At 71.3% G+C, this 14,773-nt stretch carries 17 protein-coding genes; 11 read left to right on the top strand and 6 right to left on the bottom strand.

What is annotated here, in order from left to right:
* Window positions 1–139: 139 nt before the first annotated feature.
* Genes ACGFY5_RS10745 through ACGFY5_RS10735 form a run of 3 tightly spaced genes read left to right on the top strand, consistent with a single transcriptional unit; the run spans window position 140 to window position 2,791 of the window.
* Window positions 140–715 (top strand): hypothetical protein, encoded by a 576-nt coding sequence (locus ACGFY5_RS10745; RefSeq protein WP_392719366.1) that lies wholly within the window; start codon window positions 140–142, stop codon window positions 713–715.
* Complete coding sequence (locus tag ACGFY5_RS10740; protein WP_392719365.1) at window positions 690–1,589, top strand: ABC transporter ATP-binding protein; 900 nt, start codon at window positions 690–692, stop codon at window positions 1,587–1,589. The genes ACGFY5_RS10745 and ACGFY5_RS10740 overlap by 26 nt, the downstream gene beginning before the upstream one ends.
* Window positions 1,586–2,791 carry an ABC transporter permease gene (locus ACGFY5_RS10735; RefSeq protein WP_392719364.1) on the top strand — a complete coding sequence of 402 codons (1,206 nt, stop codon included), beginning with the start codon at window positions 1,586–1,588 and terminating at the stop codon, window positions 2,789–2,791. Before ACGFY5_RS10740 ends, ACGFY5_RS10735 begins: the two co-directional genes overlap by 4 nt.
* Here ACGFY5_RS10735 and ACGFY5_RS10730 read toward each other — a convergent pair.
* Window positions 2,742–3,017 carry a DUF2087 domain-containing protein gene (locus ACGFY5_RS10730; protein ID WP_392719363.1) on the bottom strand — a complete coding sequence of 92 codons (276 nt, stop codon included), beginning with the start codon at window positions 3,015–3,017 and terminating at the stop codon, window positions 2,742–2,744. The two genes, ACGFY5_RS10735 and ACGFY5_RS10730, sit on opposite strands and share 50 nt — an antisense overlap.
* Window positions 3,018–3,047: 30 nt before the next feature.
* On the opposite strand from ACGFY5_RS10730, the gene ACGFY5_RS10725 reads away from it, so the two are divergent.
* The gene (locus ACGFY5_RS10725; protein WP_392719362.1) at window positions 3,048–3,527 is read left to right on the top strand and encodes a carboxymuconolactone decarboxylase family protein; all 480 of its coding nucleotides are present in this window, start codon (window positions 3,048–3,050) and stop codon (window positions 3,525–3,527) included.
* On the top strand, window positions 3,527–4,555 hold the full coding sequence (locus ACGFY5_RS10720; RefSeq protein WP_392720469.1) for an ADP-ribosylglycohydrolase family protein: 1,029 nt from the start codon (window positions 3,527–3,529) through the stop codon (window positions 4,553–4,555). Before ACGFY5_RS10725 ends, ACGFY5_RS10720 begins: the two co-directional genes overlap by 1 nt.
* Here the strand turns inward: ACGFY5_RS10720 and ACGFY5_RS10715 are convergent.
* Entirely contained in the window at window positions 4,518–5,402 is an 885-nt protein-coding gene (locus tag ACGFY5_RS10715; protein ID WP_392719361.1) for a hypothetical protein, read from the bottom strand. The genes ACGFY5_RS10720 and ACGFY5_RS10715 overlap by 38 nt on opposite strands.
* A gap of 176 nt (window positions 5,403–5,578) precedes the next feature.
* On the opposite strand from ACGFY5_RS10715, the gene ACGFY5_RS10710 reads away from it, so the two are divergent.
* Together ACGFY5_RS10710 and ACGFY5_RS10705 are read left to right on the top strand one after the other, a co-directional pair.
* Entirely contained in the window at window positions 5,579–6,223 is a 645-nt protein-coding gene (locus tag ACGFY5_RS10710; RefSeq protein ID WP_392719360.1) for an alpha/beta fold hydrolase, read from the top strand.
* On the top strand, window positions 6,187–6,588 hold the full coding sequence (locus ACGFY5_RS10705; RefSeq protein ID WP_392719359.1) for a TIGR03668 family PPOX class F420-dependent oxidoreductase: 402 nt from the start codon (window positions 6,187–6,189) through the stop codon (window positions 6,586–6,588). Before ACGFY5_RS10710 ends, ACGFY5_RS10705 begins: the two co-directional genes overlap by 37 nt.
* Here ACGFY5_RS10705 and secA2 read toward each other — a convergent pair.
* Together secA2 and argG are read right to left on the bottom strand one after the other, a co-directional pair.
* On the bottom strand, window positions 6,585–8,897 hold the full coding sequence (secA2, locus tag ACGFY5_RS10700) for an accessory Sec system translocase SecA2 (RefSeq protein ID WP_392719358.1): 2,313 nt from the start codon (window positions 8,895–8,897) through the stop codon (window positions 6,585–6,587). The two genes, ACGFY5_RS10705 and secA2, sit on opposite strands and share 4 nt — an antisense overlap.
* Before the next feature lie 195 nt (window positions 8,898–9,092).
* Window positions 9,093–10,568 (bottom strand): argininosuccinate synthase, encoded by a 1,476-nt coding sequence (gene argG, locus ACGFY5_RS10695; protein WP_392719357.1) that lies wholly within the window; start codon window positions 10,566–10,568, stop codon window positions 9,093–9,095.
* Between the two features lie 63 nt (window positions 10,569–10,631).
* On the opposite strand from argG, the gene ACGFY5_RS10690 reads away from it, so the two are divergent.
* Together ACGFY5_RS10690 and ACGFY5_RS10685 are read left to right on the top strand one after the other, a co-directional pair.
* Window positions 10,632–11,279, top strand: coding sequence for a TetR/AcrR family transcriptional regulator (locus tag ACGFY5_RS10690; protein ID WP_392719356.1), 648 nt, complete (start codon window positions 10,632–10,634; stop codon window positions 11,277–11,279).
* A 98-nt stretch (window positions 11,280–11,377) separates the two neighbouring features.
* Window positions 11,378–11,581: a cold-shock protein gene (locus ACGFY5_RS10685; protein WP_392719355.1), complete on the top strand. Its 204-nt coding sequence runs from the start codon at window positions 11,378–11,380 to the stop codon at window positions 11,579–11,581.
* 68 nt (window positions 11,582–11,649) lie between these two features.
* On the opposite strand, the gene ACGFY5_RS10680 is transcribed toward ACGFY5_RS10685, so the two are convergent.
* Window positions 11,650–13,143 (bottom strand): serine hydrolase domain-containing protein, encoded by a 1,494-nt coding sequence (locus tag ACGFY5_RS10680; protein WP_392719354.1) that lies wholly within the window; start codon window positions 13,141–13,143, stop codon window positions 11,650–11,652.
* Entirely contained in the window at window positions 13,140–13,628 is a 489-nt protein-coding gene (locus ACGFY5_RS10675) for a helix-turn-helix domain-containing protein (protein ID WP_392719353.1), read from the bottom strand. The genes ACGFY5_RS10680 and ACGFY5_RS10675 overlap by 4 nt, the downstream gene beginning before the upstream one ends.
* Window positions 13,629–13,701: 73 nt before the next feature.
* Here ACGFY5_RS10675 and ACGFY5_RS10670 point away from each other — a divergent pair, with 73 nt between their 5' ends.
* Together ACGFY5_RS10670 and ACGFY5_RS10665 are read left to right on the top strand one after the other, a co-directional pair.
* Window positions 13,702–14,445, top strand: a complete 744-nt coding sequence (locus ACGFY5_RS10670) for a dienelactone hydrolase family protein (protein WP_392719352.1) — start codon at window positions 13,702–13,704, stop codon at window positions 14,443–14,445.
* Window positions 14,442–14,768 (top strand): DUF6295 family protein, encoded by a 327-nt coding sequence (locus ACGFY5_RS10665; RefSeq protein WP_392719351.1) that lies wholly within the window; start codon window positions 14,442–14,444, stop codon window positions 14,766–14,768. Before ACGFY5_RS10670 ends, ACGFY5_RS10665 begins: the two co-directional genes overlap by 4 nt.
* Window positions 14,769–14,773: the final 5 nt, after the last annotated feature.

Genomic DNA, 14,773 nt, shown 5'->3' with positions numbered 1-14,773 from the left:
CGAAGGCCCGAGAACTCGTCGTTCCCCCGTCAACTCGTCGTTGGCCCGGGAAGTGGTCGTGCGACCGGCGTAGATGAGGGCGACGATTCGCTCGTCCCGGCGATGTGGGGAAGGAGTAGAAGCGACCACGCTCGCAAGCATGAGAATGACGTATCTCGCCCCGCCGTTCCTGGTGGCCGCGTACGGGGTCGTGCGCCTCGTCGACGGGCTCGACGGGAGCCACGGCCCCGGCCCCGCCTGGATCATCGGCCACGTCCTGTTCCTCATCGCCCTGCTCGGCTTCGCGTACGTCGCCGTCGATCTGTGCCGCCGCCTGCGCACGATCCCCGCGCTACTCGCCACGATCGGCACCCTCATCGGCCTCGTCGCGTTCGTCCACACGGTCGTCGTCGACCTGCTCGTGAGCTTCGGCGCCGCCGACCGCGCCGAGATGAACCTGCGTTACGCCGACCACCCCACTCCACTGGAGCCGGCGGCCCCGCTCTACCCCGTCGGGTTCACGATCCTGATCCTGCTGTTCGCGATCGCGCACCGGCGCGCCTACTGGAGCCCAGCCCTCGTCCTGGTCGGCTACGTGGCGATCGTCGTGAACCTCGACCTGCTACCACTCGCCGGGTTGCTGATCCTCGGTGCGTCGATTCCGGCCGCCCGGGAAGATGACGAGGAGGCACGCCCGACGAAGGGACGTAATGGCCGACAACACGCTGGAATTTGACGGCACCACCAAACGCTACGGCGACGTCGTCGCGCTCGACGACCTCACGTTCAGCGTCCGGCCGGGGGAGATCTTCGGCTTCGTCGGCAGCAACGGTGCCGGCAAGACCACCGCCATGCGGATCGCGCTCGGCGTCCTCGCCGCGGACGGCGGCGAGGTCCGCTGGCGCGGTGGCCCGGTCACGCTCGAGGCGGCCCGCCGCATCGGGTACATGCCGGAGGAGCGCGGCCTCTACCCGAAGATGACGGTCGGCGACCAGCTCGAGTACCTCGCCCGGCTGCACGGTCTGAGCCGCACCGACGCCAGGGCGGCCGTCGTCGAGTGGACGGACCGCCTGGAGATCGGCGAGCGACGCACGAGCGAGGTCGGCGCGCTCAGCCTTGGCAACCAGCAGCGTGTGCAGCTCGCGGCCGCGCTGCTGCACGGCCCCGACCTGCTCGTGCTCGACGAACCGTTCTCCGGGCTCGACCCGGTCGCCGTCGACGTGATGAGCGGTGTGCTGGCCGAGCGCGCGGCGGCGGGTGTGCCCGTGTTGTTCTCCAGCCACCAGCTCGACCTCGTGCAGCGGCTCTGCGACCGGGTCGGCATCATCCGGGCCGGGCGACTCGTGGCCTGCGACACCGTCGACGCACTGCGCAGCACGACACGGCAGGTCACCGTCGAGGTACGCGGCGAGTGGGATCCCGTTCTGCCGGGCGTCGACATTGCTTCGAAGGACGGGACCCGGCAGGTGCTGACGCTGGCGGACGACGTGGACGACCAGGACGTGCTGCGGTCCGCGATGGCGGCCGGGCCGGTCGTAGAGTTCCGGCCGCACCGGCCGACGCTGACCGAACTGTTCCGGACGGTCGTCACCGACGGGGAGGCTCGATGAACGCCGTGTGGTTGATCGCCGCGCGTGAGCTGCGGACGCGGTTGAAGGCCAAATCGTTCGTGATCGGGACGGTCGGGCTGCTGGTCGTGATCGCGGGGTACCTGGCGCTGTCGGTGTGGATCGCGGGGTCCTCGGGGCCGGTGATCGGGCTGTCCGGGCAGACGGCGGAGCTACGTCCGGCGATCGAGGCCGTCGCGAAGAGCCTGGACGACGATCTCGAGGTGCGGATCGTCGACGAGGACGCCGGGCGCCGGCAGGTGCGCGACGGGGACCTCGACGCGCTGATCACCGGGTCGGCGACGGCGCCGACGGCGGTGGTCGAGGAGGAGCTCGGCGACACCGTCAGCGGCATCCTCACCGCGGTGCTGCAGCAGCGGGTGCTGCAGTCCGAGCTGCAGAAGGCGGGCGCGGACCCGGCGGCGGTGCAGCGGGCGGTCGCGGAAGCCGGGGTGCGCGTGGACGCGATGCGCGAGACCGATCCGCAGGAGGGGCAGCGGCTCGTGCTCGCCGGGGTGGCGATGACGCTGCTCTACATCGCGCTGATCACGTACGGCACCGGGGTGGCGCAGGGGGTCGTCGAGGAGAAGACGAGCCGGGTCGTGGAGTTGTTGCTGGCTACGGTCCGGCCGTGGCAGTTGTTGCTCGGCAAGATCGTGGGGATCGGGTTGGTGGGGCTCGTGCAGCTCATCATTCTGGGGGGTGTGGGACTGGTCGGGGCATCCGTTGCTGGGCAATTGACGCTTCCGTCCCTGGGGATCGGGACGTTCGTGTCGCTGCTGGGCTGGTACCTGCTCGGGTTCTTCCTGTTCGCGTCGGTCTTCGCCGCGGCCGGCGCGCTGGTGTCGCGGTTCGAGGAGATGCAGAGCGTGATCTCGCCGCTGATCATGCTGCTCGTCATCATCTTCGTGCTCGGGCTGAACCTGCTGATCCGGGATCCGCGCAGCGAGGTCGTCGAGGTGCTGTCGATGATCCCGCCGTTCACCGCGATCCTGATGCCCGCGCGGGGAGCGCTGGGCGTGGCGCCGGCGTGGCAGACGGCGTTGGCCGTCGTGCTGACGTTGATCGCGCTGGCCGGCACGGTGCGGGTGGCCGGGGCGGTGTACCGGCGGGGCGTGCTGCACACCGGCTCACGGCTGTCCCTGCGCGCCGCCCTCAGCTCAGGGCAGGGCCGGTCATCCAGTACTCGCCGTCGGCGCGGCTGAGGTAACCGGCCTCGACCAGGTAGCGACGCAGGGCGACGTGGTCGACCGGGCCGTCGGCGCACCACGGCAGGAGCCGCTCGTTGATCGTCTTCTCGTCGTAACGCTCGCCGGGGACGAACGTCTGCAGGCTGACGTGACCGAGGACCGCGAGCTTGCGCGTCCACCGGGCAGGGAAATCGACGAGCCGGTCGTCGCGGACGTACCGGCGGAGGACCTGATCGTTCATGGTCGGCACCGTACGCCCTAGCGTGGTTCCATGCCGCACATTAATTTGCCGCCGCTGCCCGGTCTCGTTGGTCTGCTCGCTGCGCGTCCGGACGTCGCCGCTCCGCTCAGCGCGCTGGCCGAGACGCTGTTACGGGGTCCGTCGCCGTTGACGCCGGGCCAGCGCGAGACGATCGCCGCGCACGTGTCCCGGGGGAACGGGTGTGAGTTCTGCGCGGAGACGCACGGGGCGGCTGCCCGTGAGCTGGGCGGCTCCGACGCTGGTCTGGAGCCGCTGCTCGCCATCGCCGAGAAAGTGCGCGTGGACGGCCGGTCGGTTTCCGAGGAGGACGTCGCTCGGGCACGCGAGGCTGGCGCCGACGACGCGGCGATCCATGACACGGTGCTGATCGCCGCCGCGTTCTCGATGTTCAACCGCTACGTCGACGGTTTGGGCACGACTGTTCCGTCGGACCCGGCGCACTACGCGCAGCACGGCCGGGCCCTGGCGGAGGGAGGCTATCTGCGGTGATGCTGGATCGGGCGGTGGGGGCGCTGGGTGGGTTGGCGCTGGGGGATGCGCTGGGGATGCCGACGCAGAACTTTCCTCGGTCGGTGATCCGGGAGCGGTTCGGGGTGGTGGACGATTTTCATCCCGGGCCGGACGACAACGAGATCAGTCGGGGGTTGCCGGCCGGGCGGGTCACCGATGACACGGATCAGGCGGTGATCCTGGGGCGGTCGTTCGTCGCCGGGGGTGGGCGGGTGGAGCCTCGGGCGTTCGCGGATGCGCTGCTCGCGTGGGAGGAGCGGATGCGCGCCGAGGGGTCGCTCGATCTGCTCGGACCGTCGACGCGGCGGGCGCTCGCGCTGGTCGCGGAGGGCGTCTCGCCCGACGAGACCGGGCGCTGGGGCGACACGAACGGGGCCGCGATGCGGATCGCGCCGATCGGGGTCGGGGTGCCGCTCGCGGGGATCGTCGATGCCGTCGAGCAGGCGAGTCGGGTCACGCACCACACCGGGGTCGCGATCGCCGGTGCCGCGGCGATCGCGGCCGCGGTCAGCTCGGGCGTGGAGGGCCGCCCCCTGGCGGAGTCCCTCGCCCACGCGATCGACGCCGCCCGTCTCGGCGCCGAGCGCGGCTCCTACGTCCCCGGTGCCGACGTCGCCACCCGCATCGAGTGGGCCCTCCACCTCGTCGGCGCATCCGCGCCACCGGCCGCCGCCGAGCGGGCCCGGCCGGACGAGGCGCTAGACCTTGTGTATCGCCTGGTCGGGACCGGACTGGCTACTCAGGAAGCCGTGCCGGCCGCGCTCGCCCTGGCGAGTTTGTACCCCGGTGACGTGTGGGAGGCGTGTCGGCATGCGGCGAGTCTGGGTGGGGACTGCGACACGATCGCGGCGATGACCGGGGCGGTCGTCGGGGCGCACGTCGGCTGGGTCTCCGTACCGGCCGGGGTTCGCGCCCGGCTCACCGCCGCGAACCCCGGCCTCGCGCTCGACGGCCTCGCCGAGCAGCTGATCAGCGTCCGTTCCGGCGCAGCGTCGCGACCGCGTTGACCGTCGCGGACCCGCGCCACTCCAGCGCGGCCGCTTCCGAATAGCTCGGGTAGTCGACCGTCCACCCACCGTCGGCCCGCTGCCCGGCTTCGAGCCGGTCGAGATCCGCCGACACCGCGGCCGGATCGAGCAGCTTCCGTACGGGCCGGTCCGGGTCGGGCGCGTAGATCAGCAGGTGCAACGTCTCCCCGTCGGTGCCCGCCACCGGCAACGCCCCGTCCGCCGGCACGAACTGCGCCAGATGATCGAGCAGCGACAGCGCCTCCGGCGACGTGTCCGACGCCGCGTCCAGGAACTGCAGCGCGAACGCCAGCACGTACGCGAACGGCGCCTCCTCGGTGCGGCGGATCGCGCCGAAGCAGTACCGGGAGGCGCGCCCGAGCCACGGATGCGCCAGGATCGTCGCGTCGAACCGCCCGGCCCGGTGCGCATGCATCGCCACCGCGGCTGTGAGCTGCAGCGACGACTCCGACGGGTCGGCTTCCACCCAGAACGGAGCACACCCCACCGGATCGCCGATCGGCAGCGCGAACGGCAGCCCGCCGTCGGCGAGCGTCACCGAGTCGAGCCACTCGAGCAGCCCGGCGACGTCCGGGGACGCCAGCCCGGCGTCCGCAAGCGCTTCGAACGCGTGCTGCGCGCCGCCGGGCTGACTTTCGCGGGCCCGCAGGTCCGGTTCGAGGCCCCAGCCGTACCCGCCGTCGGCGTTGCGGTAGCCACCGAGCGCGGCGACGACCGCCCGCCGCGAATCGTCACTGCCGTGCACCACGGCCTCCAACCGGTGCCGATCGAGGACTCGCCCGTGCGACGCCAGAAAGGCGCTTGCTCGTTCCAGGTCGATGCTCATGGGCTCCACCCTGCCCGCCGACGGATCACAGGTCTTGAACGAATCGGCCAGGGTATGTCCCCTACATGCCGGACTTGCCCCTTGAAGTGCCGCCGACTTACCATGACGGATCGTTTGGGCGGATCCGGTCCCGCTCGTTCGGCGACGCGCGGACCGACGTCCCCCATGTCGTTGTCGTGCAGGGTCTGTCGGTCGCGGACTACCTGCTCGAAGGGCTCCGGGGCATCGCCGGTTGGACCCGCGTCCACCTGCTCGAACTGCCGCCCACGGGCGGCGTCGACGTCACCCGCTTCGGCCGGGCGGTCGGCGAGTGGCTCGACGCGCAGGACCTCGGGCCGGTCGTTCTCGGCGGCCATTCGAGCGGCACGCAGGTCGCGGCCGCGGCGGCGGTCGGGCGCCGGGACGTGGTGCTGTCGCTGCTGGTCGGGCCGATCGTCGACCCGGCCACCCGGAGCTTTCTGCGGCTCGGCCTGAGCTGGCTCCGCGACGGTCGTCAGGAGCGCGGCGGCCTGATCCGCTCGCAGGCGCCGGAGTGGGCCGACGCCGGGCCGTGGCGGATCGTGCGGCTGATCCGGTCGCACCTCGCGTTCCGCCTCGAGGAGCCGGTCGGCGCGCTCGACGTCCCCGTGCTGGTGCTGCGGGGGAGCGAGGACCGCCTCGCGCGCGCCGACTGGTGCCGCCGGCTCGCGAGCCTCACCCCCGGCGGCCGATACGTGGAGTTGCCCGGCGCGCACTCGTTCTTCTGGGACGATCCGGAGACCTGGTCGGAGGTGGTGAGACACACATGCGGCTCTCCGAAGCCGAGGCCCGTCGCCGGCTGACCGACGCGCGCGTCGTTCGGTTGGCCACCGTCGACGCCACGGGCGTGCCGCATCTCGTGCCGGCGACGTTCGCGGTGCGCGACGAGGAGATCCTGATCGCCGTCGACCACAAGCCGAAGCGGCACCAGAACCTGCGCCGCCTGCGCAACGTCGCGGAGAACCCGCAGGTCTGCGTGCTCGCCGACCACTATGCCGACGAGTGGACGCAGCTGTGGTGGGTGCGCGCCGACGGCATCGGGCACGTGAGCGACGACGCCCCGATCGACCCGCTCGTCGCGAAGTACCCGCAATACCGTGAGCACCCACCCGACGGGCCCGTCCTCACGATTCACGTCAACCGCTGGACCGGCTGGACGTATACCTAGCCCCGGCCGCGCCGACCGACCAGCGCCTCGAAGAAGCGCTCCTCGGGCGTACCGAACGGGGTGTCGGCCACCAGGTACGTCCACGTCGACGTGGGTCGACGCAACCCGGCCTCCGCCAGGTCGATGTCTTCGCCCGGCTCGAGCGTCGTGAGCGTCTCGTCAGCGGCCTCGCGGACGTGCTCACGCATCGACCGGAACGCCTCGATCGCGAGCCGGTTGAACTCGTCCAGCGGCGTCTCCCGGCCGAGGATCCGCAGGTGGATGCCTTCCCGGATGGTGGCCAGCTCGGCGAGGTGCTCGGCCCAGGCCTGGTCCAGGTGGAACAGCAGCACCTGACGCACGACCTCGAGCGTGTGCTCGTGCTCGGCCCACACCCACTCGTGCAGGTCGTCGAGGTGCTCGGCGGCCAGGACGGTCGCGCGCCATTCGACCGTCGCGGCGCGCTGGTTCTCGACCAGTTCGTCGTACCGCACCGTCTTGCGGTGGATCTGGTCGAGCTTTCCTGCCGCCACCCGCTGGGCGTGGTCGACGTGCTTGCGCAGCGCCTTGTCGAGCACCGTGCCGTCGTTGTCGACCTTCTGCACGGCGTGGTGGTCCGGCGCGTGCTCGAGCACCAGGTCGTCGTCGAGGCTGGTGAAGAACACCGAGCGCCCCGGGTCGCCCTGACGCCCGGAGCGGCCACGGAGCTGCCGGTCCAGGCGCGCCGAGTCGTACCGCCCGATCCCGACGACGCACAACCCGCCGAGCTTCCGGACGTCGTCGGCGAGCGCCGGGTCGTCGTCGGCCGCCGTTCCGCCCAGGCGGATGTCGACGCCACGACCGGCCATCTGCGTGGAGATCGTCACCGCACCCCGGCGACCGGCGTCGGCGATGATCGCGGCCTCGGCGGTGTCGTTGCGGGCGTTGAGCACCACGTGGTCGATGCCCGCGGCCTTCAACCGGTCGCTCCACGCCTCGGACGTCGCCACGTCGCGGGTGCCGATGAGCAGCGGCTGGCCGTTGTCGTGCGCCTCGGTGAGGAACGCGATCAGCGCCTCGTCGCGGTACTCGGAGTCCGCGTAGAGCCGGTCGGGCTCGTCGTCGCGCACCAGCGGTGTCGCCGGGGGCACGACGCCGATCGTCAGGTCGTAGAACTCGCTGATCTGCGCGGCGGCCTCGCGGGCGCTGCCGCTCATGCCGGTGACCGTGGTGTAGCCGGTGACCAGCGACCGGATCAGCATCTGATCGCGGACCTCACCGGCCGTCGAGACGTCCAGACCCTCCTTCACCTCGACCGCGGTCTGCAGGCCGTCGGGCCAGCGCTGCTTGTCGACGGTGCGGCCCCGGGAGGCGCTGATGATCTCGACGCGGTCGTTGCGCACCAGGTAGTCGACGTCGCGCTCGACCAGCACCTGGGCGTGCAGCGCGAGGTTCGCCGCGGTGAGCAGCGCGACGTGCTCGGGGTGGAAGAGGTTCCCGACACCGAGGAACGTCTCGACGCTCGCCAGGCCCGCGTCGGTGAACGTGGCGTTGCGCCGGTCGTCGTCGACCTCGTAGTGCTTGTCGAGGCGGAAGCGGCGCAGGTGCGCGGCGAGGTCGCGGGCGGCCACCACCGGACCGGCTTCGCCGGCCAACACCAGCGGGACCAGCGCTTCGTCGAGCAGCACCGCGTCGATCTCGTCGACGATGACGACGTCGCGGGGGCCCAGGACGGTGTCGTCGGGGGAGGTGCGCTGGCGGTCGCGCAGCAGGTCGAAGCCGACCTCGTGGACCGGCGCGTACACGACGTCGGCGCGATAGGCCTCGCGGCGGGCGTCGTCGTCCAGATCGGAAGTGACGGAGGCGACCGTGAGGCCGAACTCGTCGAAGAACGGCTGGGACCAGACGGCGTCGCGGCGGGCCAGGTAGTCGTTGACGCTCAGCACGTGCACGCCCCGCCCGGCGCAGCCGAACGCGGCGGCGACGAGCACGCCGACCAGCGTCTTTCCCTCGCCGGTGGCCATGTCGACGACCCGGCCGCGCAGCATGTTGACGACGGCGAGCAGCTGGACGTCGAACGCGTCGATGTTCCAGACGCGGCGGCCGGTCTCGCGGGCGATCGCGCAGAACTCGGCGAGGTCGGTGTCGCCGAGCGTCTCGCCGGTACGCAGCGCCCGCGCGGCCTCACGCAGTGCGTCGTCGTCGAGCTCGGCGAACTCGTCGCGCCGCTTCTCCGCGGCGTCGACCAGCGGCTGGAGCGGTGTCAGGTCGGTGGTACCCGGCTCGTTGCGCAGCCGGTTCACCGCACCGCTGAACCGCTCCCGCCACCCGGTCTTCGCGCTCACGTTCACAGCTAGACCCTACGTGCGAGCCCCCCAGGAAGTTCCGGCGGCGTAGCGCGCGCGCCTCGCCGCGGTGCCCGCCCGAAGCGGTCCCGTTCGAGCGGGCTCGGACGGGCTCGAACGGGACCGCTTCGGGGGCACGGCAAAGCGGTCCCGTTCGAGCGGGCCGGAGCGCGCCGAAACGGGACCGCTTCGCCGGGAGGGTCAGTCGGTTCCGGACTCCATGGCGGCTGCGTCGAGGAGCTCGTCGTCGTTGGGGATCTCGCTGCGCTTGGTGCGGGCGCCGCCGGCGGCGATGGCCTGGGCGCCGCCCTCGGACATCGCGCCGATGAGGCCGGTGGAGGCCGCCTGCGCGGCGCCGGTGAGCGTCGGCTGGTCGCCGGGGACCGCGCCGACGATGCCCAGGCCCACGTACTGCTCGAGCCGGGCACGCGAGTCGGCGATGTCGAGGTTGCGCATCGTGAGCTGGCCGATGCGGTCGACCGGGCCGAACGCGGCGTCCTCGGTGCGCTCCATCGACAGCTTGTCGGGGTGGTAGCTGAACGCCGGGCCGGCCGTGTCGAGGATCGTGTAGTCCTCGCCGCGCCGCAGCCGCAGCGTCACCTGCCCGGTGACGGCGGACCCCACCCACCGCTGGAGCGACTCGCGCAGCATCAGCGCCTGCGGGTCGAGCCACCGGCCCTCGTACATGAGCCGGCCGAGGCGGCGCCCCTCCACCTGGTAGCTGGTGAGCGTGTCCTCGTTGTGGATCGCGTTGACCAGCCGCTCGTAGGCGGCGTGCAGCAGCGCCATGCCCGGCGCCTCGTAGATGCCGCGGCTCTTCGCCTCGATGATGCGGTTCTCGATCTGGTCGGACATCCCCAGCCCGTGCCGCCCGCCGATCGCGTTCGCCTCGAGCACCAGATCGACGGCGGACGCGAACTCCTTGCCGTTGATCGTGACCGGCCGGCCCTGCTCGAAGCCGATCGTGACGTCCTCGGGGGCGATCTCGACGTCTGCGTCCCAAAACCGCACACCCATGATCGGCTCGACGATCTCGATGCCGGTGTCGAGGTGCTCCAGCGACTTCGCCTCGTGGGTGGCGCCCCAGATGTTCGCGTCGGTGGAGTACGCCTTCTCGACGCTGGACCGGTACGGGAGGTCACGGGCGAGCAGCCACTCCGACATCTCGGTGCGGCCGCCCAGTTCGGTGACGAAGTCGGCGTCGAGCCAGGGCTTGTAGATCCGCAGCGACGGGTTCGCGAGCAGACCGTAGCGGTAGAACCGCTCGATGTCGTTGCCCTTGAACGTGGAGCCGTCACCCCAGATCTGGACGCCGTCCTCCAGCATCGCCCGCACGAGCAGCGTGCCGGTGACGGCACGGCCCAGCGGCGTGGTGTTGAAGTACGCGCGGCCGCCGGAGCGGATGTGGAACGCGCCGCAGGCCAGCGCCGCGAGGCCCTCTTCGACCAGCGCCGCGCGGCAGTCGACGAGGCGCGCGATCTCGGCGCCGTAGGTACCGGCACGACTCGGAACCGACGCGATGTCAGGCTCGTCGGCCTGCCCGATATCGGCCGTGTAGGTGCACGGCACCGCGCCCTTCTCGCGCATCCACGCGACGGCCACGGACGTATCGAGGCCACCGGAGAAAGCGATTCCGACGCGTTCGCCAACAGGGAGGGAGGTCAGCACCTTGGACACGTAGCAAGTATATGCGGAGGGGTGCATGATCATGCAACCCCGAGGGTCGTTATCCTGATCGCCATGTCCGAGCGGCCGCTGCGGCGCGACGCGGAGCGCAACCGCCAGCGCATCCTGGCAGCCGCCCGCGAGGTGTTCGCCGCCCGGGGCGTGGACGTGACGCTGGATGACATCGCTCACCATGCGGGCCTCGGCGTCGGCACTGTCTACCGCCGCTACCCGAGCCGCGAGTCGCTGGTGGAAGCGCTGTGCGCCGACGGCCTGCAGCGGTTGGTGGCGCTCGCGGCGCAGGAGCGGGAGAACCCCGATCCGTGGGCGGCGCTCGTCCGCTTCACCGAGGAGTGCGTCGAGGGGATGGCCGCCGACCGCGGACTGCGCGACGTCGTGTTCAGCCGGGCGTACGGCCGGGATCACGTGCAGGAAGTCCGATCACGCCTCGAGCCGGAGATCGACGACCTGGTGGCCCGGGCGCACGCGGCCGGCGCGCTGCGTCCCGGCGTCGCCGGCGGGGATCTCGTGATGGTGTTGTTCATGGTCGTGGCGGTGCTGGAGTACTCCGAATCGGTGTCTCCCGGGCTCTGGCGCCGGTACCTGACGATGGCTCTGGACGGCCTCCGAACGGGTTCCGACCCCCTGCCCGGCTCGTCGATCGACGCAGAAATGTGGAAACGCGTCGCTCAACAGTGGCGCCCACCACGTCGACGGGCGTAATCTCGGCGTGCCTTCACCCACTGGCTTGACATATAGGGAAGGCTGAGGGCTGCGTCCCATACAGGGGCGTGTGGTTTTTTTTCGGAGGATTGCGAAGCATGGCTACTGGCACCGTGAAGTGGTTCAACTCGGAGAAGGGATTCGGGTTCATCGCCCCGGATGGAGGCGGACCTGACGTCTTCGCCCACTACTCGGCGATCCAGGGACAGGGCTACAAGGAGCTGACCGACGGTCAGTCCGTTGAGTTCGACATCACGCAGGGCCAGAAGGGCCCGCAGGCGTCGAACATCCAGCCGCTGTAACTAAGACTTCTCACACACTCGGGGCCCGTGCCCGGCGACTTCGCCGGACTCGGGCCCCGAGTGCTGTGTCACCACAGTGCAAGCATTGCGACAACCACGATCAGGCTGACCGCTACCGACGCCACGAACGTCACCCGGCGCAGCCACACAGTGCCGCCGGACCGTACGGGCAGGTCGCGCCACCGTAGGGCCAGTAGCAGTGCGCCCGCGGCCGCGAGGCCCACGCCGAGCGCCCAGAACGGCGGCGGAATCGTGAGCCAGTCCCCGAGCCGGTGGGCCAGCAGCGCCACCGCGACGGTCGCCAGCCCGCTCTGGACGATCCGGAGACGGTCGGGCGGCGCCTGGTACCAGCGCGCCTCACCCGGCCGGCCGACCGCCAGGAACGGCAGCGTGGCCGCCAGGTACAGCACGAGGAAGATCGTCACGGCCCACTGCCAGGGCACGAGCGCGGTGTCCGAGGGCTCCGCGTCGCCGCCCAGCAGTCGAATGCCGATCCATTCGACGTCCCGGTTCGTGTTGCCGAGCACGACGACGCCCTCGCCCGCGGCCTCGTCGTAGCCGACGTACGAGCGGAACCCGCCGGTGGCGCCGTTGTGCCACGTCAGCCCCTCGGCGGTGGTGAACCACGCGTACCCGACGCGGCTCTTGTCGTTCTGGTCCCAGCGCGGGGTGGTGGCGTCGGCGCCGGGCGCGGTGCCGTTCATCGTCGCGGCGACGAGTTTCGCCATGTCCGCGGCGGTGGAGCGCACGCCGATGCCCGCCGGGGCGTAGCCGGCGCCGGTCCAGGCCGACGCCGAGCGGCCGGACGCCGTCGCACCCTCGGCCCACTCGCCGGTGGGGTCCGCGTCGATCGTCGTGTCGGACATCCCCAGTGGACGCAGGATGCGGTCGGTGACCAGCTGCGGGTACGGCGTCCCGGTGCGCGCGGCCAGGGCCTGGCCGAGCAGCGCCATGCCGAAGTTGGAGTACCTGACCTCACCGCGGCCGTCGCCGACCGACGTGTTCGCGGCCTCGTCGAGCAGGTCGTCGACGCTCTGGCCGTACGGGTCGCCGCCGGTGACGTTCGTCCAGGCGCCGTTGAGCAGTTCACTCGGGCCGCCTCCGAGGCGGGGGAGCCCCGAGCGGTGGCTCGCCAGCTCGGCGAGCGTGACGTCGCCCACCGCGGGATCGGCGAACTTCACGTCCGGGAACGCGGTGCGCAGCGTGTCGTCGGCGCGAACCCGGCCGTCGGCGATCAGGTCCGCCAGCACCATGCCGGTGAACACCTTGCCGGCCGACCCGATCTCGAAGACCGGGCCGCCGCCGTCGTCACCGACGAGCGTCGTGACGACGCCGGAGCCGGTGATGCGCGCGACCGACAGGCCGCGGTAGCCACCGGTCTCGTCGCCGACGACGTCCAGCACCTGTGCGGCGAGTGCGTCGTCGCCACCGGAGGCGTCGGTGAGCCGATGGGGCGCCGGGCCGACGAGTAACGCGAGTGCGGCCACGACGACGCCGGCCAGCGCGGCGATGACCAGGGCGCGCATCGGGACGACCGTGGAGCGAGGGGCGGTGACTGTCATGGGCGTACTCCCGACAGGATGACGAGCAGGGGAACCACCCGTTCCGGGGGGACGGTGTACCGTCCGCGGGCGGCCGACTGGAGCCATCCGGCCGCGACCAGGTGGCGCAGGTGGTGGTAGAGCTGGCCGGTCGTGCCGAGTTCCTCGTCGTCGGCCAACTCGGCGGTGGTGCGTGCGCCGGACAGGATCCGGCGGAGCAACCGGAGGCGCACCGGGTGACCGAGGGCGGCGAGCCGGTCGGCCCACGCCGACCACTCCGAGTCCAGCAGAGCCTCGACCGGCGTGCCGTACTGCCAGTCGTAGCGCTCCCCGTTGGGCAACTCCACGGTGCCGGTGAACAGCACGGCGTTGTCCGTACGGGCTTTCAGCCCTTCGAGCGCCCAGAACGCGTCAGCCACATCGGGGACGGGCCCACCGGTGGCTTCCCACGCGTCCAGGCGCCGCTCCAGAGCAGCCACCCGATCCGCAAGAGGTTCGTCTGTCACTTCTCCAGTATTACGCAACTACGTAAATACGTCGAAGGATATGGTTGACGCCAGCAACTCAAGAGGAGGACTGATGATCGGCGATCTGCGAGCGGAGACCGTGCGCATCGAAGGTGCGAACGGCGACGAGATCGAGGCCTACCTGGCGCTTCCGGCGGACGACGGCCCGCGGGGGAGCGTCGTGGTCATCCACCACCTGCCGGGGTACGACGCGGCGACGAAGGAGATCACCCGGAAGTTCGCGGCGCTGGGCTTCGCCGCGATCTGTCCGAACCTCTACAGTCGCGAGGCGCCGGGCGCCGACCCGGACGATGCGGCCGCCGTCGCCCGCGCGAACGGTGGCGTGCCCGACGAGCGGTTCGTCGGCGACGCCGCTGGTGCGGTCACCTACCTGCGCGGCCTGCCGGACTCCAACGGCAAGGTCGGCACGATCGGCTACTGCTCCGGTGGCCGTCAGTCGTTCCTCGCGGCCCTGAGCATCGACGTCGACGCGGCCGTCGACTGCTACGGGGCGTTCGTCGTCGGGACGCCGCCGGACGGGTTCCCGCTGCGTGTCGGCCCGCTCGTGGACCGCACGCCCGAACTGCGCGCGCCGCTGCTCGGCATGTTCGGCAACGACGACAAGTACCCGAGCCCGGAGCACGTCGACGAGCTCGAGAAGGCGCTCACCGAGGCCGGCAAGACGTTCGAATTCCACCGTTACGACGGAGCCGGCCACGCGTTCTTCGCGACCGACCGACCGTCGTACCGCCCGGAGGCGGCGGTGGACGGCTGGCAGAAGATCGCCGCCTTCTTCCGCACTCACCTGGGGGAATGACGATGTGCACCTACGAGACCGCCACCCTGAAGATCAGTGGGGCCGGTAAGGGCCGCGAGGGCTGGTTCCCGCTCACCGACGCCACCGTGTACTTCGACCACCCGGTGTCCGCGCCACAGGCCCACACGCTCAACGTCGACTTCCGCAATCCCGGCCGCGGTGCCGCGGCCCGCGTCGCGGTGGAGCTCGACCCGGCGGCGGCACGCCAGCTCGCCGAAGCGATCCTGCAGATGCTGGATTCCGCCCCTCCGGGGCTGGTCGAGGAGTCGCTCGCCGGCCCGGCCGCGGGCCTGGTAGAGAAGAGCCTCAAGCCCGCGGTATAGGTTTC

This window comes from Cryptosporangium sp. NPDC048952, from assembly GCF_043197895.1.
Lineage (GTDB): Bacteria > Actinomycetota > Actinomycetes > Mycobacteriales > Cryptosporangiaceae > Cryptosporangium.
Note: the sequence above shows the minus strand (reverse complement) of the source record. Positions and strands in the feature narration are given on the sequence as shown.

What these genes read in the sequence shown, in the direction of transcription:
- ACGFY5_RS10690 (WP_392719356.1), top strand. Translation starts at nt 10,632, where the DNA reads ATGTCCGAGCGGCCGCTGCGGCGCGACGCGGAGCGCAACCGCCAGCGC.
- ACGFY5_RS10730 (WP_392719363.1), bottom strand. Translation starts at nt 3,017, where the DNA reads ATGAACGATCAGGTCCTCCGCCGGTACGTCCGCGACGACCGGCTCGTC.
- ACGFY5_RS10685 (WP_392719355.1), top strand. Translation starts at nt 11,378, where the DNA reads ATGGCTACTGGCACCGTGAAGTGGTTCAACTCGGAGAAGGGATTCGGG.
- ACGFY5_RS10720 (WP_392720469.1), top strand. Translation starts at nt 3,527, where the DNA reads ATGCTGGATCGGGCGGTGGGGGCGCTGGGTGGGTTGGCGCTGGGGGAT.
- ACGFY5_RS10705 (WP_392719359.1), top strand. Translation starts at nt 6,187, where the DNA reads ATGCGGCTCTCCGAAGCCGAGGCCCGTCGCCGGCTGACCGACGCGCGC.
- ACGFY5_RS10670 (WP_392719352.1), top strand. Translation starts at nt 13,702, where the DNA reads ATGATCGGCGATCTGCGAGCGGAGACCGTGCGCATCGAAGGTGCGAAC.
- ACGFY5_RS10725 (WP_392719362.1), top strand. Translation starts at nt 3,048, where the DNA reads ATGCCGCACATTAATTTGCCGCCGCTGCCCGGTCTCGTTGGTCTGCTC.
- ACGFY5_RS10745 (WP_392719366.1), top strand. Translation starts at nt 140, where the DNA reads ATGAGAATGACGTATCTCGCCCCGCCGTTCCTGGTGGCCGCGTACGGG.
- ACGFY5_RS10735 (WP_392719364.1), top strand. Translation starts at nt 1,586, where the DNA reads ATGAACGCCGTGTGGTTGATCGCCGCGCGTGAGCTGCGGACGCGGTTG.
- ACGFY5_RS10680 (WP_392719354.1), bottom strand. Translation starts at nt 13,143, where the DNA reads ATGACAGTCACCGCCCCTCGCTCCACGGTCGTCCCGATGCGCGCCCTG.
- ACGFY5_RS10665 (WP_392719351.1), top strand. Translation starts at nt 14,442, where the DNA reads ATGACGATGTGCACCTACGAGACCGCCACCCTGAAGATCAGTGGGGCC.
- ACGFY5_RS10740 (WP_392719365.1), top strand. Translation starts at nt 690, where the DNA reads ATGGCCGACAACACGCTGGAATTTGACGGCACCACCAAACGCTACGGC.
- ACGFY5_RS10715 (WP_392719361.1), bottom strand. Translation starts at nt 5,402, where the DNA reads ATGAGCATCGACCTGGAACGAGCAAGCGCCTTTCTGGCGTCGCACGGG.